The organism is Haloterrigena salifodinae, assembly GCF_003977755.1.
Classification (GTDB): domain Archaea; phylum Halobacteriota; class Halobacteria; order Halobacteriales; family Natrialbaceae; genus Haloterrigena; species Haloterrigena salifodinae.
The window spans coordinates 1,147,955-1,164,663 of the sequence record NZ_RQWN01000001.1 but is presented as its reverse complement, the minus strand read 5'-3'; the positions used below and the strand labels follow the sequence as shown (position 1 = coordinate 1,164,663).

14 protein-coding genes, 1 tRNA gene and 2 pseudogenes are annotated in these 16,709 nt (G+C 64.8%); 14 read left to right on the top strand and 3 right to left on the bottom strand.

All coding sequences use genetic code 11. The features are described from left to right. Window positions 1–417: 417 nt before the first annotated feature. From EH209_RS25010 to EH209_RS05850, 11 genes and pseudogenes are all read left to right on the top strand, one after another. Window positions 418–1,250: pseudogene (locus EH209_RS25010) on the top strand (Coenzyme F420 hydrogenase/dehydrogenase, beta subunit C-terminal domain). A 470-nt stretch (window positions 1,251–1,720) separates the two neighbouring features. Continuing rightward, window positions 1,721–2,374, top strand: coding sequence for a helix-turn-helix domain-containing protein (locus EH209_RS05895; RefSeq protein WP_126661982.1), 654 nt, complete (start codon window positions 1,721–1,723; stop codon window positions 2,372–2,374). A gap of 171 nt (window positions 2,375–2,545) precedes the next feature. After that, window positions 2,546–3,694: a citrate synthase gene (gene citZ, locus EH209_RS05890; RefSeq protein ID WP_126661981.1), complete on the top strand. Its 1,149-nt coding sequence runs from the start codon at window positions 2,546–2,548 to the stop codon at window positions 3,692–3,694. 123 nt (window positions 3,695–3,817) lie between these two features. Further along, window positions 3,818–4,222: a gamma-glutamylcyclotransferase family protein gene (locus EH209_RS05885; protein ID WP_126661980.1), complete on the top strand. Its 405-nt coding sequence runs from the start codon at window positions 3,818–3,820 to the stop codon at window positions 4,220–4,222. A gap of 252 nt (window positions 4,223–4,474) precedes the next feature. Next, window positions 4,475–5,686 (top strand): threonine ammonia-lyase, encoded by a 1,212-nt coding sequence (gene ilvA, locus EH209_RS05880; RefSeq protein WP_126661979.1) that lies wholly within the window; start codon window positions 4,475–4,477, stop codon window positions 5,684–5,686. Between the two features lie 90 nt (window positions 5,687–5,776). Continuing rightward, complete coding sequence (locus EH209_RS05875; RefSeq protein ID WP_126661978.1) at window positions 5,777–5,992, top strand: hypothetical protein; 216 nt, start codon at window positions 5,777–5,779, stop codon at window positions 5,990–5,992. A 113-nt stretch (window positions 5,993–6,105) separates the two neighbouring features. Further along, the gene (locus EH209_RS05870; protein ID WP_126661977.1) at window positions 6,106–6,486 is read left to right on the top strand and encodes a Rid family detoxifying hydrolase; all 381 of its coding nucleotides are present in this window, start codon (window positions 6,106–6,108) and stop codon (window positions 6,484–6,486) included. Then, window positions 6,486–6,770 (top strand): hypothetical protein, encoded by a 285-nt coding sequence (locus EH209_RS05865; protein ID WP_126661976.1) that lies wholly within the window; start codon window positions 6,486–6,488, stop codon window positions 6,768–6,770. The genes EH209_RS05870 and EH209_RS05865 overlap by 1 nt, the downstream gene beginning before the upstream one ends. Before the next feature lie 27 nt (window positions 6,771–6,797). Continuing rightward, window positions 6,798–6,878 (top strand) — tRNA-Ser (locus tag EH209_RS05860). 87 nt (window positions 6,879–6,965) lie between these two features. Then, a pseudogene (locus EH209_RS05855) lies at window positions 6,966–8,015 on the top strand (RNA-guided endonuclease InsQ/TnpB family protein); the annotation flags it as partial. Between the two features lie 530 nt (window positions 8,016–8,545). Beyond that, entirely contained in the window at window positions 8,546–9,271 is a 726-nt protein-coding gene (locus EH209_RS05850) for an SOS response-associated peptidase (protein ID WP_126661975.1), read from the top strand. Between the two features lie 45 nt (window positions 9,272–9,316). Here EH209_RS05850 and EH209_RS05845 read toward each other — a convergent pair whose 3' ends face one another. Together EH209_RS05845 and EH209_RS05840 are read right to left on the bottom strand one after the other, a co-directional pair. Continuing rightward, complete coding sequence (locus tag EH209_RS05845; RefSeq protein ID WP_126661974.1) at window positions 9,317–10,357, bottom strand: pentapeptide repeat-containing protein; 1,041 nt, start codon at window positions 10,355–10,357, stop codon at window positions 9,317–9,319. 75 nt (window positions 10,358–10,432) lie between these two features. After that, on the bottom strand, window positions 10,433–11,362 hold the full coding sequence (locus EH209_RS05840; protein ID WP_126661973.1) for an NAD-dependent epimerase/dehydratase family protein: 930 nt from the start codon (window positions 11,360–11,362) through the stop codon (window positions 10,433–10,435). A gap of 422 nt (window positions 11,363–11,784) precedes the next feature. On the opposite strand from EH209_RS05840, the gene thsB reads away from it, so the two are divergent. From thsB to EH209_RS05830, 3 genes are all read left to right on the top strand, one after another. Continuing rightward, window positions 11,785–13,443, top strand: coding sequence for a thermosome subunit beta (gene thsB, locus EH209_RS05835; RefSeq protein ID WP_211338338.1), 1,659 nt, complete (start codon window positions 11,785–11,787; stop codon window positions 13,441–13,443). A gap of 439 nt (window positions 13,444–13,882) precedes the next feature. Then, window positions 13,883–14,023, top strand: coding sequence for a hypothetical protein (locus tag EH209_RS23910; RefSeq protein WP_008894056.1), 141 nt, complete (start codon window positions 13,883–13,885; stop codon window positions 14,021–14,023). 91 nt (window positions 14,024–14,114) lie between these two features. Further along, window positions 14,115–16,034 carry an ABC transporter ATP-binding protein gene (locus EH209_RS05830; RefSeq protein ID WP_126661971.1) on the top strand — a complete coding sequence of 640 codons (1,920 nt, stop codon included), beginning with the start codon at window positions 14,115–14,117 and terminating at the stop codon, window positions 16,032–16,034. 110 nt (window positions 16,035–16,144) lie between these two features. Here the strand turns inward: EH209_RS05830 and lrp are convergent, their stop codons facing one another. After that, window positions 16,145–16,606: an HTH-type transcriptional regulator Lrp gene (lrp, locus tag EH209_RS05825; protein ID WP_126661970.1), complete on the bottom strand. Its 462-nt coding sequence runs from the start codon at window positions 16,604–16,606 to the stop codon at window positions 16,145–16,147. Window positions 16,607–16,709 lie beyond the last annotated feature (103 nt).

Sequence of the window (16,709 nt, the reverse complement as noted above, 5' to 3'; positions counted from 1 at the left end):
CTGCGGTTCATCTCGTTCGCATTCGGGACCGGACGTCCCTTCCGTCGAACCGGCGTCGGGAGAACTGTATCGGTTCGAACAGAGCGATCAGTGTCCCGCGACCTCACACGGCACGGTACGACTCCGTGGGCCGGCACCATTTCCCGGATTTTGTTGCCGAACCCAGTGACGAGTCTGATGAGCGGCGACCGCCGGTCTCGAGTCCCCTGCTATCGATCCCGTCGCGGCGGTCGAATAAAGGCCGGACGTACGATGGGTAACGGAGCTGTCGCGAGTGGAGACGCGGCGCTGCCGTGGTTCCGGAGCTGCGGTACGGCTTACCCTGAGACGTAGTTGAAAGAGGGTCTCGAGGAGCCGGCGACCTACGCCGCGCGAGCGAACGGCGACGCCGCGGCGACCGGACAGGACGGCGGCGCCGTGACCGCTCTGCTGGCCGAACTGATCGAATCCGGCGACCTCGACGGCGCCGTCGTCGCCCGCGAGAGCGATTCGGACCCGCTTCGCGGGGAGCCGTTTCTCGCGACCTCCCGCGAGGACCTCCTCGAAGCCGGTGGCAGCATCTACAACCAGACGATGGGACTGGGACGGATCAACGACCTGCTGGCCGAGGAGGGGCTCGATCCCGCCGAGACGGACCTCGCGCTCGTCGGGACGCCCTGCGTGATCCAGGGTGCGACCGCGCTCGACCGGTACGACCACGAGCCGGCCGATCCGATCGCGCTGATGTGTACCCGGAGCTTCGAGTACGGGCGGCTGGTCTCGCGCCTCGAGCGTTTCGACGTCGATCCGGAACGAGTCGACAAGCTCGATATCACTGCCGGCGTGCTTTATGCCTTCGACGAGTCCGGCAACGTGCTGCTCGAGGCCGACGTCGACGAGTTCGACGCCGCGGGCCTGCGTGGCTGTGGGAGTGTGCGGACTTCGTCGGCGCCGGGGCCGACATCAGTGCCGGGAACGTCGGCACGGAGGAGAGCGAAACGACGGTCGTCGTCCGCACCGAGGCCGGCCGAGACGCATGGGAGAGCGCCGCCGACGGCCTCGAGGCGGCGGCGATCGATTGCCCGGACGCACTCGAGCGACTCGCCGACTGGAATCGGCGCTGCGCCGAGTCGATCCTCCCGCGGGCGTACGATCCCGAGGGCTCGGTCGGCATCACCTACGAGGCGCACCGCGAGGCCTACGACGGCACCGATCGGGAACTGCAGCCGCTGAACCCGGCGCGGGTCCACCAGTACGAGGAGTGGTGTTGAGTCGCGTCTGACCGGCTCGACCCCTCGAGTAGCGCACCGCGTTCGACCGACGACGAACGCTCGTCTCGTGACGTGCTCGCTTCGGCTTCCGCCGATTTCGCTCGAATCGATTTCTCGTTCGATTCCGTCCGAATCGGTCGACGGATCGACTCTTCGACCCGGCCGGCCGGTCCAGACCACTCTGACGGCCGACCGGTCTGTTTCTCCGTTTCGGCCGGCCGAGCGGCCACCGAGGCCGGGCGGGACTGAAAGGGGCAACCCGCTGGCGCAGGCGCCAGCGGGTCGGGGCTTTCGGGTGGGACTGAAAGGGGCAACCCGCTGGCGCAGGCGCCAGCGGGTCGGGGCTTTCGGGTGGGACTGAAAGGGGCTGGCCGCTCGCCCCGCGGCGAGCGGTCCAGGGGCTTTCACGTGTTTTCATCCGGCGGGAATTCCGGTGACGGGTTATTACGCCCAGTGTGTAATCCATTTCCATGACCGGGTTTCGAGCCACAGTCGTCGTCAAAGACCCCGGGGAGTGCCCGATCGCGGACGTGTCGGCGTCCACCGACGAGCCGATTACCTCCGTGACGCGATCGCGGGCGTCGACCGACGGGACGGTCGTCGAAGAGTTCGGTATCGCCGCCGACGCCGAGACGGAGTCGATCAACGATGGCACCGCGACCGACCTGACCCCCATTCAGGCGAACGATCGTGAGGAAATCTACCGATTCGAACGCGAGAGTGAGGCCGATTGCGCGTGCGAAATCGTCGAGGGAACCGGGACGCCCGTTTCCTCGGTCCGCGCACAGGACGGCGCGCTCGAGTTGACGTTTCGAACGCTCGAGTTGACGGAGATCGCCGGTATCGTCGACGATCTTCGAGACCGGTTCGAGAGCGTCCTCGTCGAGGAACTCACGCAGGACCACGACGACGAGACGTCGGATCCGGTGCTCGTCGACCGCGACCTGCTGACGACGCGCCAACGCGAGATCATCGAGACGGCCCACGAGATGGGCTACTTCGACTATCCGAAAGGTGCGAATGCGACGGACGTCGCCGAGGAACTGGGGATCGCTCGATCGACGTTCACCGAGCATCTGGCCGCCGCCCAGACGAAACTGCTCGATGCACTGCTCGAAAAATGATGTAAAACAATTCGTCCTCATATAGTGGTTGGTGACCGAACGTCGAATTAGCAGTTCTTATAACGGGTTCGATTGACCATACGCACGGAACGAAACGGAGACATCACACGCATTTGGCTGTGACGGCGAACAAACGACAATACTTTTCCAATGGGGTGCGGAATATCGACTATGGCTGACGATCTCAAAAAAGGACTGGAGGGAGTCCTTGTCGCAGAGTCAGGGCTCAGCTCGATCGATGGTGACGCCGGTCGACTGATCTATCGAGGGTACTCGATCGAGGATCTCGCTCGCGGCACGAGCTACGAGGAAGTCCTCTATCTCCTCTGGCACGGCGAACTCCCGACCGCGGACGAACTCGAGTCGTTCGCTGCGGCGCTCTCCGAGGAGCGCGAGGTCCACGACGACGTTCTCGACGCCATGGAGCGGCTCGCGGCGGCCGACGAACGGCCGATGGCCGCCCTCCGAACCGCGGTTTCGATGTTCTCGGCCTATGAGCCCGAGAACGACGCCGATCCTGAGGATCTCGAGGCGACGATGCGCAAGGGGCGGCGCATCACCGCCAAGATCCCAACCGCGCTGGCAGCCTTCGAGCGCTATCGACTCGGCGAGGAGCCGGTCGACCCCCATCCTGACCTGGGGCTGGCCGCGAACTTCCTGTACATGCTGACCGGCGAGGAGCCGAGCGACGTCCACGCCGAAACCTTCGACCAGGCGCTGATCCTGCACGCGGACCACGGCCTGAACGCCTCGACGTTTACGTCGATGGTGATCGGCTCGACGATGGCCGACATCTACAGTGCCGTGACCGGCGGTGTCAGTGCCCTTTCCGGCCCGCTTCACGGCGGCGCGAATCAGGACGTCATGGAGGTACTGATGGAGATCGACGAGAGCAACCTCGACCCCCTCGACTGGGTCGAGCAGGCGACCGACGAAGGCCGGCGCATTCCCGGCTTCGGACACCGCGTCTACAACGTCAAGGACCCCCGCGCGAAGATCCTGCAAGAGCGCAGCAAGGAACTCGCCGAGAGCGGCAACTCGAAGTGGTACGACATCACCACCACGATCGAGGAGTACCTCTCCCAGGAGAAGGGGCTGGCCGAGAAGGGGATCGCCCCGAACGTCGACTTCTACTCCGGCTCGGTCTACTACCAGCTCGGCATCCCGATCGACATGTACACGCCCATCTTCGCGATGAGCCGCGCCGGCGGTTGGGTCGGTCACGTCCTCGAGTACCAAGAGGATAACCGTCTCATCCGTCCCCTCTCGCGGTACACCGGCCCGGAGGATCAGGAGTTCGTCCCGGTCGAAGAGCGGTAACGCGGTCGCTCGAGCAAGTCAGTTTTTTCGGCGTCGCGGGTCTGTTTCGACGACATCGATACCAGTCCCAGCAGCGCGAGACCAACCAGTACGGGCAAGACCGTCGGGCGCGTACCCCGACGCGTGCTGGTCTTCGTCTACGGGACGCTGACCGATCCCGAACGGGTTGCGTCGCTGCTCGAAGACGGTCCCGGCGAGTACGAGTTCGTCGGGCCGGCGACGCTCGAGGGACTCCAGCGCGTCGACGGCCGGTATCCGACGCTCGTTCCGGGCGGCAGCGTCGAGGGCCGACTCCTCTCGGTTGACGACCCCGCGCTCAAGCGGCTCGATCGCTACGAGGGCGTCGATCGCGGACTGTACGTTCGGGTTGCGGTTTCGGGACCGGACGACCGGCGCGTCTGGATCTACGTTGGGCAGCCGGATCGACTCGGCGTCGACGCCGACGGGTGGCCGGACGACCGCCCGTTTCGCGACGCGGTTCGCTCCGCTATCGTGCCGGATACTACCGTGGTAAGAAGACGCGCATGACGGTCGTCTGCCAACCGTCAGACGCGGGCGTTTCCCCGCTTCTGTGTGGCGATTTCACTTTTACCCTGGAGCCATGAGCTTTATATGCACCGCGTCCCGTTCTACACTCGCACGTCACACGCCGTGCATTCCCTGTATTCCCTGTCGTGTTGCCAATCCGGCAACACTGTCCTGTCGGGGTCGCCGTGAGCGCCGGGCCGTCCGGCGAGTCGTCCCCGACAGTCTTACAGTACCAGCCCCGTAGTCGGGCGTATGCTCGAACTCGACGATATTCTCGAGGCTCGCGAACGGGTGCAGGAAACGTCCAGACACACGCCGCTCGAGCGGTCCCACACCTATTCGTCGATGACCGGCGCCGAGGTACACCTGAAACTGGAGAACTTCCAGCGGACGGGCGCGTTCAAGATCCGTGGGGCGACCAACCGGATCGCGACGCTCTCGGCCGCCCAGAAGGACGCGGGCGTCGTCACCGCCAGCGCGGGCAACCACGCCCAGGGGGTCGCGCTCGCGGCCACGCGGTCGGGCGTCGACTCGAAGATCGTGATGCCCGAACACGCCCCGATCTCGAAGGTCAAGGCGACCAGAAACTACGGTGCCGAGGTCGTGCTGTCGGGTCGCGACTACAACGAAGCCGCCGAGCGCGCCCACGAGATCGAACGCGAGGAGGGCCGGACCTACGTCCACGCGTTCGACGACGAGTACGTCATGGCGGGCCAGGGGACGATCGGCCTCGAGATCGTAGAGGACTGCCCCCACGTCGAGACCGTCGTCGTCCCCATCGGCGGCGGCGGCCTCATCAGCGGCATCGCGACCGCGATCAAGGAACAGAACCCGGACGTCCGGGTCATCGGCGTCCAGGCCGCGGGCGCCTCGAGTGCCGCCACCTCGCTCGAGAAGGGCGAGCGGGTCTCGATCGACGAGGTCGACACCATCGCCGACGGCATCGCGACCCGCAGCGTCGGCGAGCAGACCTTTCCCTACATCCAGGAGTACGTCGACGAGGTCGTCACCGTCTCCGACCCCGAGATCGCCGTCGCCTTGGTCTACCTCCTCGAGCGCTCGAAGACGGTCGTCGAGGGCGCGGGCGCGGTGCCCCTGGCCGCGGTCCTCTTCGAGAAGTTCGACTACGACGAGGACGAAGTCATCGTTCCCGCGCTCTGTGGCGGCAACATCGACCTCAACACGCTGACCAACGTCATCGTCCGCGGCCTCGTCGAGACCGGGCGCTACCTGAAGATCCGCACCGTTCTGAAGGACCGCCCAGGCGCGCTCGAGGATCTCCTCGATATCTTCACCGCCCACCAGGCGAACATCTACGCCATCCACCACGATCGGACCTCCCGCGACGTCGAGATGAGCGATACGGAAGTCGAGATCGAACTCGAGATGCGCGGCCCCGACCACGTCGACGCGTTCCTCTCCGACCTGCGAGACGCCGGCTACGAAGTCGACGTGCTCGCCTGATCGGCTCGGCGCGGTCGCTCGTTCGCTCGAACTACGAATCGCGTCCGGTCAGTTCACTATGCTTTTCCCACCAGTCGGCAATAACGCGATATGGGTATTCAGGAATACTTCGAATCCGATCTTCGCTTCTACTACGCGATCGGCGTGTGCGTGATGGGGATCTACGTCTTCGGAATCGCGCTCTCGGCGGTGCTAGACCTCGCCGTCATCGATCACCGGCTCATTCCGCTCACCGTCGGCTTCTTCCTGTTCATGTTCGTCTACTTCATCTCGGTGAGCGTCCAGGCCCTCGAGCCGGATTCCTAACTGCGATTCGACGCGCTCGACACTCGTACTGCGCTCGTGTCGGTCACTGCGGCCGCCGAGCGCTCGAACGCACTTCGGCCGCTTTTAAGCCGCCTCGGCTCGAGTCATCGACCATGAAACGGATCATCGACACCGACGACGCGCCTGCCGCGGTCGGCGCCTACAGCCAGGCGACGAGCACCGACTCGCTGCTCTTTACCGCCGGCCAGATCCCGCTGACGGCCGACGGCGAACTGCTCGACGACGAACCCATCGCGGCCCAGACCGAACAGGCCCTCTACAACCTCGACGCCGTCCTCGACGAAGCGGGCGCGTCATCTGAGGACATCCTCAAGGTCACCGTCTACCTCGACGACATTGACGACTTCGACGCGATGAACGAGACCTACGCCGACTACTTCGACGACCAGCCGCCCGCCCGCAGCGCCGTCGAGGTTGCCGCCCTTCCCAAAGGCGTCGGCGTCGAAATCGAAGCCGTCGCCTCCCTCGAGTAATGGCCCCGGCGCTGCCCCCGATCGTCCGGTCCCATCCCCGAATCGTCTCGGCGCTCCTGTGGGGCGCCGTCGGCTGGATGGCGTTCCTGGCGCTCGTGCAGGGCTATGCGCTGGTCGTCGACCCGCTCGTGACGTTCGGGCAGGCGGTCGTCGTCGCCGTCCTCGTCGGAGCAATTACCGCGGGAACGGCCTACTGCCTCGAGCACCGCGTGGCCGTCTGGGCGGCGCAGCGTGCGCGGCGTGAAACCGAGGCACACGGCGGCGACGACAAAAGTAAGAGTTAAAAGACGGACGCGGTTAGGAGGAGACGGGCCAGGATGGCCGAACGGTAAGGCGCACGCCTGGAAAGCGTGTTCCCTTTGGGATTCAGGGTTCAAATCCCTGTCCTGGCGCTTCTGGACATTCTATCAATTCTGATAGATTTATTTGGATAAGTATATACTATATACTCTATTGAGCCACCATTCAATAGTCTTGACGACGATGTACGGGACCGAACCCGTCTCGGGAGTCAACACGCGATTCTCGCGATCCATCAGGCCGCGGCCGCGCTCGCAGGCGTCGAAGAGATCGAAGGCCTCGACAAGGGCTACGATACGTCTCGGCCGACGTTCACCAGCGATACGCTGACCTACGACGCACGGACGATGACGTTGTTCGACGACGATTCCGTGTCACTGGCGACGGCCGGTACCGGAGATCGAATCAAGTGCGATCTCGCGCTCCCAGACGACGAAACCGGTTACCAACGTCAGTATCTGGATGACGACGGGTAGGATCTGACCGAGTCGACGCTCTCGAAACGCGACGGCGACTGGTATCTCCATTTCGGCTTTCGCAAACCGAAACCCGAGTCGCGCGATGAGACGAAATCCGGCGACGAGGACAGGACAGTTCTCGGCGTTGACCTCGGTATCGTCAACATCGCGACTACCAGCACCGCGTATTTCGCCTCGGGACGGGAACTGCGACATCGTCATCGCGAGTTCGACCGTATCCGAAGCGGGCTCCAGCGAACCGGGACGCGGTCAGCACATCGGACCATTCAGCGACTGAGTGGACGGGAAGGCCGGTGCGTTCGACAGACGCTCCACGACGTTGCTAACGATATCCTCAGGGAGGCGCTCGACCACGGCTGTACCGTTATCGCCGTCGAGAACCTGACGCATATCCGTCAACGGGCACCACCTGCCAAGGAATTTCACCAGTGGGCCCACCGGAAGCTCGTCGATCTGCTCGAGTACAAGGCTGAAGCCGAAGAGATCCGGGTTGCGTTCGTCTCGCCGGAGTGCACGAGTCAGCGGTGTCCGGAATGCGGACATACCAGTGCGGAAAACCGCGTGTGACAGGCTCTGTTCGAATGCGAGAACTGCGGCGCAACGGCGAACGCCGATTACATCGGTTCGAAAAACATCGGATGGCGATACGTCCGTTGGGGCCAACAGTCGTCTCGGCGGACGGGCGACAGTCGACTCGCCCTGAAGTCAGGAACCGTCAAGCCGAATCGCGGGTTTATCCCGGCCGGCTGACGTTGGTCTCGGTCTCGTCGCGTTCACTGACAAGCCCCGAACAGGGCCGTCGGCATCCCAGTCTTGGCGTTCTGTGAAGTATCCTACTAACGCTCTTACTTACGGAGCGATCAGTGCAATCGCGTCGTCGAAAAATGATGAGCGGTACCGGTATCGTGGAGGCGAGACGGGTTACCGCGTCACTGTCGCCGGCGAGTCGGTCGCAATCCAGCAGTCGGGGTCGTCCGGATCGCGGAGTTCGAGGTTACCGCTTTGACACACCACCATTTCGTATCGATCCGTCATCATGACCCCGTCGTGACCTGTGCTGGGATCGGATATCGTAACGGGGCCCTTACCGGCCGTCTCGGCGATGGTATGAGGTCCATACCGCCCCGCGAACGGACCGGTACTCGTCGCGCTGTCGGGGCTCGAGCGGCCGTCTGCGCCCCGAATCTGGCCCGGGGACTCGTCTGCAGTGCGGTATGTGGAACCGACATTCTCGAGTGGCGACGAACAACGATTTATCCCGACGGTCCGACGGTCGAGGTATGTGCGGTCGTTACACACTGATGGTCGAGCGGGGGACACTCGAGGAGCGGTTCGACGCGCGGTTCGCAGACGGCGGTAACGGGTTCGAACCGCGGTACAACATGGCGCCGGGCCAGCGCCTGCCGGTGGTCGCGAACGACGAACCGGAGACGATCCGACGACTCGAGTGGGGGCTAGTGCCGTCGTGGGCCGAGGACGACAGCGGCGGGCTCATCAACGCGCGGGCGGAGACGATCGGCGAGAAGCCGGCGTTCCGCGAGGCCTACGAGCGCCGTCGTTGCATCGTCCCGGCCGACGGCTTCTACGAGTGGGTCGAGACGGATGATAGTGGGAAACGGCCCTACAGAGTCAGCTTCGAGGACGATCGCGTGTTCGCGCTGGCGGGGCTGTGGGAACGCTGGGAGTCCGAGGAGGAGACGACCCAGGCCGGCCTCGAGGCGTTCGGCGGCGGGCTCGAGGAGAGCGAAGACGACGGTTCTGACGGCCCGCTCGAGACCTTCACCATCGTGACGACCGAACCCAACGACCTCGTCGCGGACCTCCACCACCGGATGGCGGTGATCCTCGAGCCGGGAGCCGAACGGGAGTGGCTGACGGCCGACAACCCCGGCGACCTCCTTGAGCCACACCCGTCCGACGAAATGCGCGCGTATCCGGTCTCGCGGGCGGTCAACGATCCGTCGGTCGACGAGCCGTCGCTGGTCGATCCGCTCGAGACCGGTTGAGCCGTCCGAATCGCTGGCTTTCTCCCGCTCGTTCGCCCTGTGCGTTCAGTAGTGAACGCTCCGCGTGAGGACGAAGACCAGCAGCGCCATCAGCAGCGATCCGAGCAGCGTTTCGACGCTGGCGACGGCGCGGGCCCACCCGCCGACCGGCTGAATGTCGCCGTAGCCGAGCGTGGCGAAGGTGATGACACTGAAGTAGAGGCTCTTGAGAAACGTTCGAACGAGGACGGGACCGGGTGTGTCCGTCGGATCGTTGATCTCGTAGGTGATCGCCGTGTCAGTTCCGACCTCACGGATGCCGCCGGTCAGCGGGAACAGCCCCGCACAGACGACGATCAGAAGCAGCGAGGTCGCGACGACGCGCCACGGACTCGTCCCGTAGCGCATGACCCAGCGCGATCCGGCAAGCGTGATCGCCTGCAGGTAGTTCCCGCCCCGCCAGGCCAGGCGGCGCCGGAGATCCATCTCGCGAAGGTAGTAGGTCTGCGCCTGCTCTGAAAGTGCGTTTTCCCCGTAGAGGCGCTGCAGTTCCCTGTAGAGCCACTGTGCGGATTCAGATAGGGCCAGGAAATCCTCGTCCGACACCCGTTCCAGTTCGTCCTCGTACACCGACCGCTCGCCGAACGCCGTCTCGAGGTTGAGTCGAACGTCGGTCAGCCCCGCGCGGTACAGTCTCGCCTCTCGAAAGTCTGCGCCCCGGAGGTCGGCGAAGGTGAACACGGCGTCGTGGAGGTTCGCGTTTCGGAACGACGCGCCGTGTGCGTCGACGTCCTGAAATCTGGCGCGGCGGAGGTCCGCCCCCGAGAGGTCGGCGCCGTCGAGGACCGCGTCGGTGAAGTCCGCGGCGACGAGCGACCGCCCCGCGAGGAACGACGTCCCGCTCACCATCGTCCCCTCGAGATTCGCTCCGTCGAGCCGTTCGCCCGGCTCCGGCGGATTTCGCTCGTACTCTTCCGCCGGAACGACGCGCTCGGTGTGCCAGAGACATCGATCGGCGTCGTCCCACGTTGGCCGCCAGCAACAGACCGCACCGGCCTCGTCGACCCCGCTGCTACTCGTGACGTGTCTACACCGCTGGGTAGTCATAGCCGTCTTAGCAGCTAGCTTGCACCTAATGGTGGTGCCTGAATACGTACCGACGCGAACCACGCGGCGCGGCGTTCAGTCCAGTTCCGCGAGAATCTCCCGAGTTGCCCGCCGGACGGCCTCGTCGCTCGAGCGCGTCGGCTCCCAGCCCAGCGCCGAGAGCTTCTCGATCGAGAGGCGCATCTTCGGCACGTCGCCGGTCCAGCCGCGCTCGCCGCCGGTGTACTCGAACTCGGGCTCGAGGTCCATCTCGTCGGCGACGATGGCGGCGATCCGGTCGACCGAGGTCGTCGTTCGCGTCCCGAGGTTGTAGGTGTTCATCGCGTCGTCGGCGTGTTCGACGACGTGGAGCATCGCGTCGAGGCAGTCCTCGACGTCGAGGTAGGACTTCTCCTGTCGCCCGTCGCCCAGGATCGTCAGCGTCTCGGGATCGTCCTGCAGCTTTTCGATGAAATCCGGAATGACGGCCCCGCGCAGGCGCGGTCCGACGACGTTCGCGAAGCGGAAGTTCCAGACGGTGAGATCGTGGCTGTGGGCCCGCGCGGAGAGCAGTCCTTCGTCCGCGAGTTTGCTCGCCCCGTAGGCGCTGATCGGTTCGAGGGGGGCGTAGTCCTCGGGCGTCGGCCGCGGTGCCTCGCCGTAGACCGTCGAGGAGGAGGTGTAGGCGATCTCTGCGACGCCGGCGTCGGCCATCGACTCGAGGATGTTGCGGGTCATCCGCGTGTTGTCATCGAACTGGCCGTGCGGGCGGTCAGTGTCGACGTGTTTCGACGCCGCGAGGTGGAAGACGAGATCGACGCCGTCGAGGCGACCGTCGAGAACGCCGGGTTCCGTCAGGTCCGCGTCGACGAACGTCGCGTCCTCGGGAACGCGGTCGGCGTCACCGTTCGATAGATCGTCGACGATCGTGACCTCGACGCCGTCGGCCAGCAGTCGTTCGGTCAGATGCGATCCGATGAATCCGGCGCCGCCCGTGACGAGAACCCGTCCGTTCGAGAGCTCCATACTGGACGATCCATTGACGTCGGGATAATTGTTGTCTTCGCCGTCGATGACTCAAATTCTTCTGCCATCGATTCCTCGAGTCTTCGCCGTGGTCGGGTTCGAGACGTATCGGATCGCTAATAGTTTTTCCGGCGTCGAGTCACCAGTGCGTCGCCGCTCGCTCGATACGTCGGCGTCCCATCGGCCCTTTCGGAACGGACCACCCCGTCGCGCAAATCGAATTTACTTAAATATGGCGGATGTCCCCACCTTGTGAGCTCCCTCTTGGAATGTTAGCTTCTCACGTGGATAGGTGCCGAACGCCGCGCACTACGGCGGTTTTGCACCGCTCAATTCGTTTGCTGCCGATCGTCACGAGCGTTGAATAGCGTAACGTTTATGTAGAATCACAATCAATGATTCGACCGACTATGAGCCAGCGAATGCAGCAGGGTCAGCCGATGATCGTAATGAGCGAGGATTCCCAGCGCGTCAAGGACAAGGACGCGCAGGATTACAACATCAGCGCGGCCCGTGCGGTCGCCGAGGCTGTCCGTTCCACACTCGGTCCGAAAGGGATGGACAAGATGCTCGTCGACTCGATGGGCTCGGTCACCATCACGAACGACGGCGTCACCATCCTCCAGGAGATGGACATCGACAACCCGACGGCCGAGATGATCATCGAGGTCGCCGAGACCCAGGAGGACGAGGCTGGCGACGGCACCACGACGGCCGTCGCGATCGCCGGCGAACTCCTCAAGAACGCCGAGGACCTCCTCGAGCAGGAGATCCACCCGACGGCGATCATCAAGGGCTTCCACATGGCTTCCGAGCAGGCCCGCGACGAGATCGACGACATCGCCCAGGACGTCGACACCGAGGACGAGGAACTCCTGCGTTCGGTCGCCGAAACCTCGATGACTGGCAAGGGCACCGAGGTCAACAAGGAGCACCTCTCGCAGCTCATCATCGACGCGATCAAACAGGTCACCGTCGAGGACGATGAGGGCAACAACGTCGTCGACCTCGAGTTCCTCAACATCGAGACCCAGACCGGCCGTAGCGCCGGCGAGTCCGACCTGCTCGAGGGTGGCATCGTGGACAAGGACCCCGTCCACGACAACATGCCCACCGAGGCCACCGACGCCGACATCCTGCTGCTCAACGAGGCTATCGAGGTCGAAGAGACCGACGTCGACACCGAGGTCTCTGTCACCGACCCCGACCAGCTCCAGAAGTTCCTCGACCGCGAGGAGAAACAGCTCCGCGAGAAGGTCGACACGATCGCCGACCTCGACGCCGACGTCGTCTTCTGCCAGAAGGGCATCGATGACCTCGCCCAGCACTACCTCGCAAAGGAGGGCATCCTCGCCGTCCGCCGTGCCAAGAAGTCCGACCTCGAGTTCCTCTCGGAAGTCGTCGGCGCGTCGGTCGTCTCCGACCTCGAGAGCGCGACCGAGGACGATCTCGGCTTCGGCGACGTCACCCGCGACGACGCTGACGAGCTGTTCTACGTCGAGGGCGAGGACGCCCACGGCGTCACGCTCCTGCTGCGCGGCTCGACCGACCACGTCGTCGACGAACTCGAGCGCGGCGTCAACGACGCACTCGACGTCGTCGCCCAGACCGTCTCCGACGGTCGCGTCCTCGCCGGCGGCGGCGCCATCGAGGTCGAACTCGCCTCGCGTCTGCGCGACTACGCCGACTCCGTCTCCGGCCGCGAACAGCTGGCCGTCGAGGCCTTCGCCGACTCGCTCGAGCTCGTCCCGCGCGTGCTCGCCGAGAACGCCGGCCTCGACTCCATCGACACGCTCGTCGACCTGCGCTCGGCCCACGACGATGGCGACGTCGAAGCCGGCCTGAACGTCTTCACCGGCGACGTCGAGGACACCTTCGACGCCGGCGTCGTCGAGCCGGCCCACGCCAAGGAACAGGCCGTCACCTCCGCTGCCGAGGCCGCGAACCTGGTCCTCAAAATCGACGACATCATCTCCGCCGGCGACCTGTCGACCGACAAGGGCGACGACGAGGCCGGCGGCCCCGGCGGTGCGCCCGGCGGCATGGGCGGCATGGGCGGCGGCATGGGCGGCATGATGTAAGCCCAGCTTTTACGCTGCGCTCACTCACTCACGCCGTTCGCTCGTTCGCTCGGTAAAACCTGGATCAAAAGCACTCCTCCCTCCGTTTCGGGACGCGTTGCGTCCCGGCTCACGGCTTCGCCGTTCGCCATACGCGGCGCGTAGCGCCGCGCACTCCACATCGGTCGTCGGCCCGAGCGCGGCGAAGCCGCGCTCGGTGAACGGCATCGTTCGGGTTCTCCGAACCGCTCACGGACGCAAAGCGCCCGTTCGCCTTTCCGCGGCGCGTGGCGCCGCGCTCCGCTCACTCGCCGATGCTCGTCGGAGGGATTCGAGTCGTAATCCGCTCGCGGTGAGCGGTTTTTTCTCGAGTTCGATCGCTCTCGACCGGCAGGACCGATTTCCGCTCCCGTTTCGTGGCAAGCCGGCGACCTTTTGTCCTGGGGCCTGTACGGCGACTATGTCGTCGCAAACGACCTTCGGCTGGTCGCTGTTTACCTCCGGTATCGTCACGCTCGTCCTGAAGGCGCTCCCCGGCGACTCGCTGTGGTGGGGGCTCATGCTCCTCGCCGTCGGGCTGGTGTTGCTGTACTACCGGTAGCCGCGGCGCCACCGGTGCCGATCCGGCGGTCGATGCCATCAGTTGCCGAAATCATGGCCGCTTTCCGTTTCGAACCGAAAGCTCTTCGCCAGTGAGTACCACCGAGGACGAGACGCCGTTCGATGCCTACCGCGAGCACGTCGACCGACCGCTGTGGCGACTCTTTCAGGAATACGCGCCCGATCGGTTGGGCTGGTTCACCGCAGGGATGCTCGCCAACTTCGTCGCCCGGATGGCGAGTCTCGTCCCGCCGCTGTTGCTGGGCACCGCCATTGACGCGATCTTCGCCGGCGACGGCGCGTTCGAGTTGCCGATCGTGCCCAACGCCTGGCTGCCGACCACGCAGATGGCCCAGTTCTGGTTCTCGATCGCGGCCATCGCGGGCTCGTTCCTCGTCGTCGCCCTCTTCACCTGGATCTACGGCGTTACCGCCAACCTGTTCGCCCACGGCGTGATGCACGCCGTGCGCGTCGACTCCTTCGAGAAGATGCAGCGCCTCGACATGACCTTCTTCGACGACAAGGAGACCGGCGAGGTCATGGCGGTGCTGAACAACGACACGCAGAACCTCGAGATGTTCCTCGACAACGCCCTGATGAACTCCGCGCGGCTGCTGGTGATGGTCGGCGGGATCGCCGGCGTCCTCTTCTATCTCAACTGGCAGCTGGCGCTCGTCACGCTCGTCGCCATCCCGGCGATGGTCGCCTTCACGATCTGGTTCATGCGCGTCGTCGAACCCCGGTACGTCCGCCAGCGCTCGGCCGTCGGCTGGCTCAACACTCGCCTCGAGAACAGCCTCTCGGCGGTCACGCTGACGAAGGCGACCAACAGCGAGTCCCACGAGATCGATCGCGTGCGGCGGGCGTCGCGGCGGCTCTACGAGGATACGATGGCCGTCCTCCGCCTTTCGTACTTCTACCGGCCCGGGATGGAACTGCTCGCCGGACTCGCCTTCGCCGGGACCTTCCTCGTCGGCGGCCTCTGGCTCGCCACTGGCACGGCGCCCGGCCCGCTGACCGGCACCCTCTCGGTCGGCGACTTCGTCGTCTTTCTCTTCATGACCCAGCGGATCGTCGCCCCGCTGGCCGAGGTGTCGAACATCGTCGACCAGTACGAGAACGCCAAGGCCTCGAGCGAGCGCGTCTTCGGGCTGATGGACATTCCCGTCCGCGTCGACGATCCCGATGACCCGGCCGAACTCGAGTCCGTCGAGGGTCGCGTCGAGTACGAGGACGTCACCTTCAGCTACGACGCCAGCGAGGCCCACGTCGGCGAGGAGACGGCCTTCGAGGAATCCGTCATCCGGGACGTCTCCTTTACCGCCGAACCCGGCGAGACGGTCGCGTTCGTCGGCCCGACCGGCGCCGGCAAGTCGACGCTCGTCAAACTGCTCCTCCGGCTGTACGACGTGGAGTCGGGATCGATCCGGATCGACGGCCACGACGTCCGCGACCTCTCGCTGTCCGATCTGCGGTCGTCGATCGGCTACGTGAGTCAGGAGACGGTCCTCTTCGACGGGACCATCGCGGACAACATCCGCTACGGCCGGTTCGAGGCCGACGACGAGGCGGTCCGCGAGGCCGCGCGGGCAGCGCAGGCCCACGAGTTCATCGCCGACCTGCCCGACGGCTACGAGACCCGCGTCGGTGAGGAGGGCGTCAAGCTCTCGGGCGGCCAGCGACAGCGGATCGCGCTCGCGCGGGTCGTCCTCGCGGACCCGGCGCTCGTCGTGTTAGACGAGGCGACCAGCGCCGTCGACACGAAGACGGAGCTCCAGATTCAGCAGTCGATCGACCGGCTCACCGCGGAGCGGACGACGCTGACGATCGCTCACCGGCTCTCGACGATCAAGGAGGCGGATACGATCCTCGTCGTCGAGGACGGCGAAATCGTCGAACGCGGAGATCACGAGGAGCTCCTGGAGGCGAACGGTCGGTACGCGATGCTGTGGGCGGCCCAGGCCGGAAATCGCGACACGGCCGCCGAAGCACTGACCGACGGAGACGACTGATCGGGTCGGCGTCGGTCGCAAACGCTGCGGGTACGGCGCCGACGCCAAGCCCCTCGGGTACGGGCTGCTGACTGACGGAGAATCGTCCGAGTCGCCCGCTTCCGTTCGACTTAGCTCTCGTCGACCTCGAGTTCGAACTGTTCGTTCTCGCTGACCGCGTTGAGAACGACGCTCGTGTTCGAGGCCTTGATATCCGGGTTGGACAGCAGGTCCTTGATCTCGTCGTTCATACCGTCGGTGTCGGTGAACTTGCCGACGGCGATGACGTCGTAGTCGCCGGTCACTTCGTAGACCGAGGTCATCTGCGGGTGATCCTGAAGCTCGTCGGTGACGTCGGGGAGTGCGTTCCCCTCGACCTGCAGTTGAACGACGGCCGTGACGTCGTACCCGACCGCGTCGTAATCGACCCGCGGCGTGTAGCCTTCGATCACGCCGTCGTCCTCGAGATCGGAGAGGTGGTTCGAAACTGTCGTCACCGAAACGTCGAGTTCCTCGCCGAGGCTGCGGAGGCTCGCCCGCCCGTTACCCAGAAGTTCATTCACTAGTTTTGCATCGAGATTTTCGTACGTCATCACGCACACCCACTCGCTAGTCCCATTAGAACTTTACGAACAGTCAGTTCCGACGGTTGGAGAGAAGATTTGCTTAGAGCAGTAGGGTTTTAGTAGCAGAGTT

Coding starts and splice junctions, on each gene's coding strand:
- EH209_RS05875 (WP_126661978.1), top strand. CDS start 5,777: ATGGGTATTCAGGAATACTTCGAATCCGATCTTCGCTTCTACTACGCG.
- lrp (WP_126661970.1), bottom strand. CDS start 16,606: ATGACGTACGAAAATCTCGATGCAAAACTAGTGAATGAACTTCTGGGT.
- EH209_RS05850 (WP_126661975.1), top strand. CDS start 8,546: ATGTGCGGTCGTTACACACTGATGGTCGAGCGGGGGACACTCGAGGAG.
- EH209_RS05840 (WP_126661973.1), bottom strand. CDS start 11,362: ATGGAGCTCTCGAACGGACGGGTTCTCGTCACGGGCGGCGCCGGATTC.
- EH209_RS05845 (WP_126661974.1), bottom strand. CDS start 10,357: ATGACTACCCAGCGGTGTAGACACGTCACGAGTAGCAGCGGGGTCGAC.
- ilvA (WP_126661979.1), top strand. CDS start 4,475: ATGCTCGAACTCGACGATATTCTCGAGGCTCGCGAACGGGTGCAGGAA.
- EH209_RS23910 (WP_008894056.1), top strand. CDS start 13,883: ATGTCGTCGCAAACGACCTTCGGCTGGTCGCTGTTTACCTCCGGTATC.
- EH209_RS05895 (WP_126661982.1), top strand. CDS start 1,721: ATGACCGGGTTTCGAGCCACAGTCGTCGTCAAAGACCCCGGGGAGTGC.
- EH209_RS05865 (WP_126661976.1), top strand. CDS start 6,486: ATGGCCCCGGCGCTGCCCCCGATCGTCCGGTCCCATCCCCGAATCGTC.
- citZ (WP_126661981.1), top strand. CDS start 2,546: ATGGCTGACGATCTCAAAAAAGGACTGGAGGGAGTCCTTGTCGCAGAG.
- EH209_RS05870 (WP_126661977.1), top strand. CDS start 6,106: ATGAAACGGATCATCGACACCGACGACGCGCCTGCCGCGGTCGGCGCC.
- thsB (WP_211338338.1), top strand. CDS start 11,785: ATGCAGCAGGGTCAGCCGATGATCGTAATGAGCGAGGATTCCCAGCGC.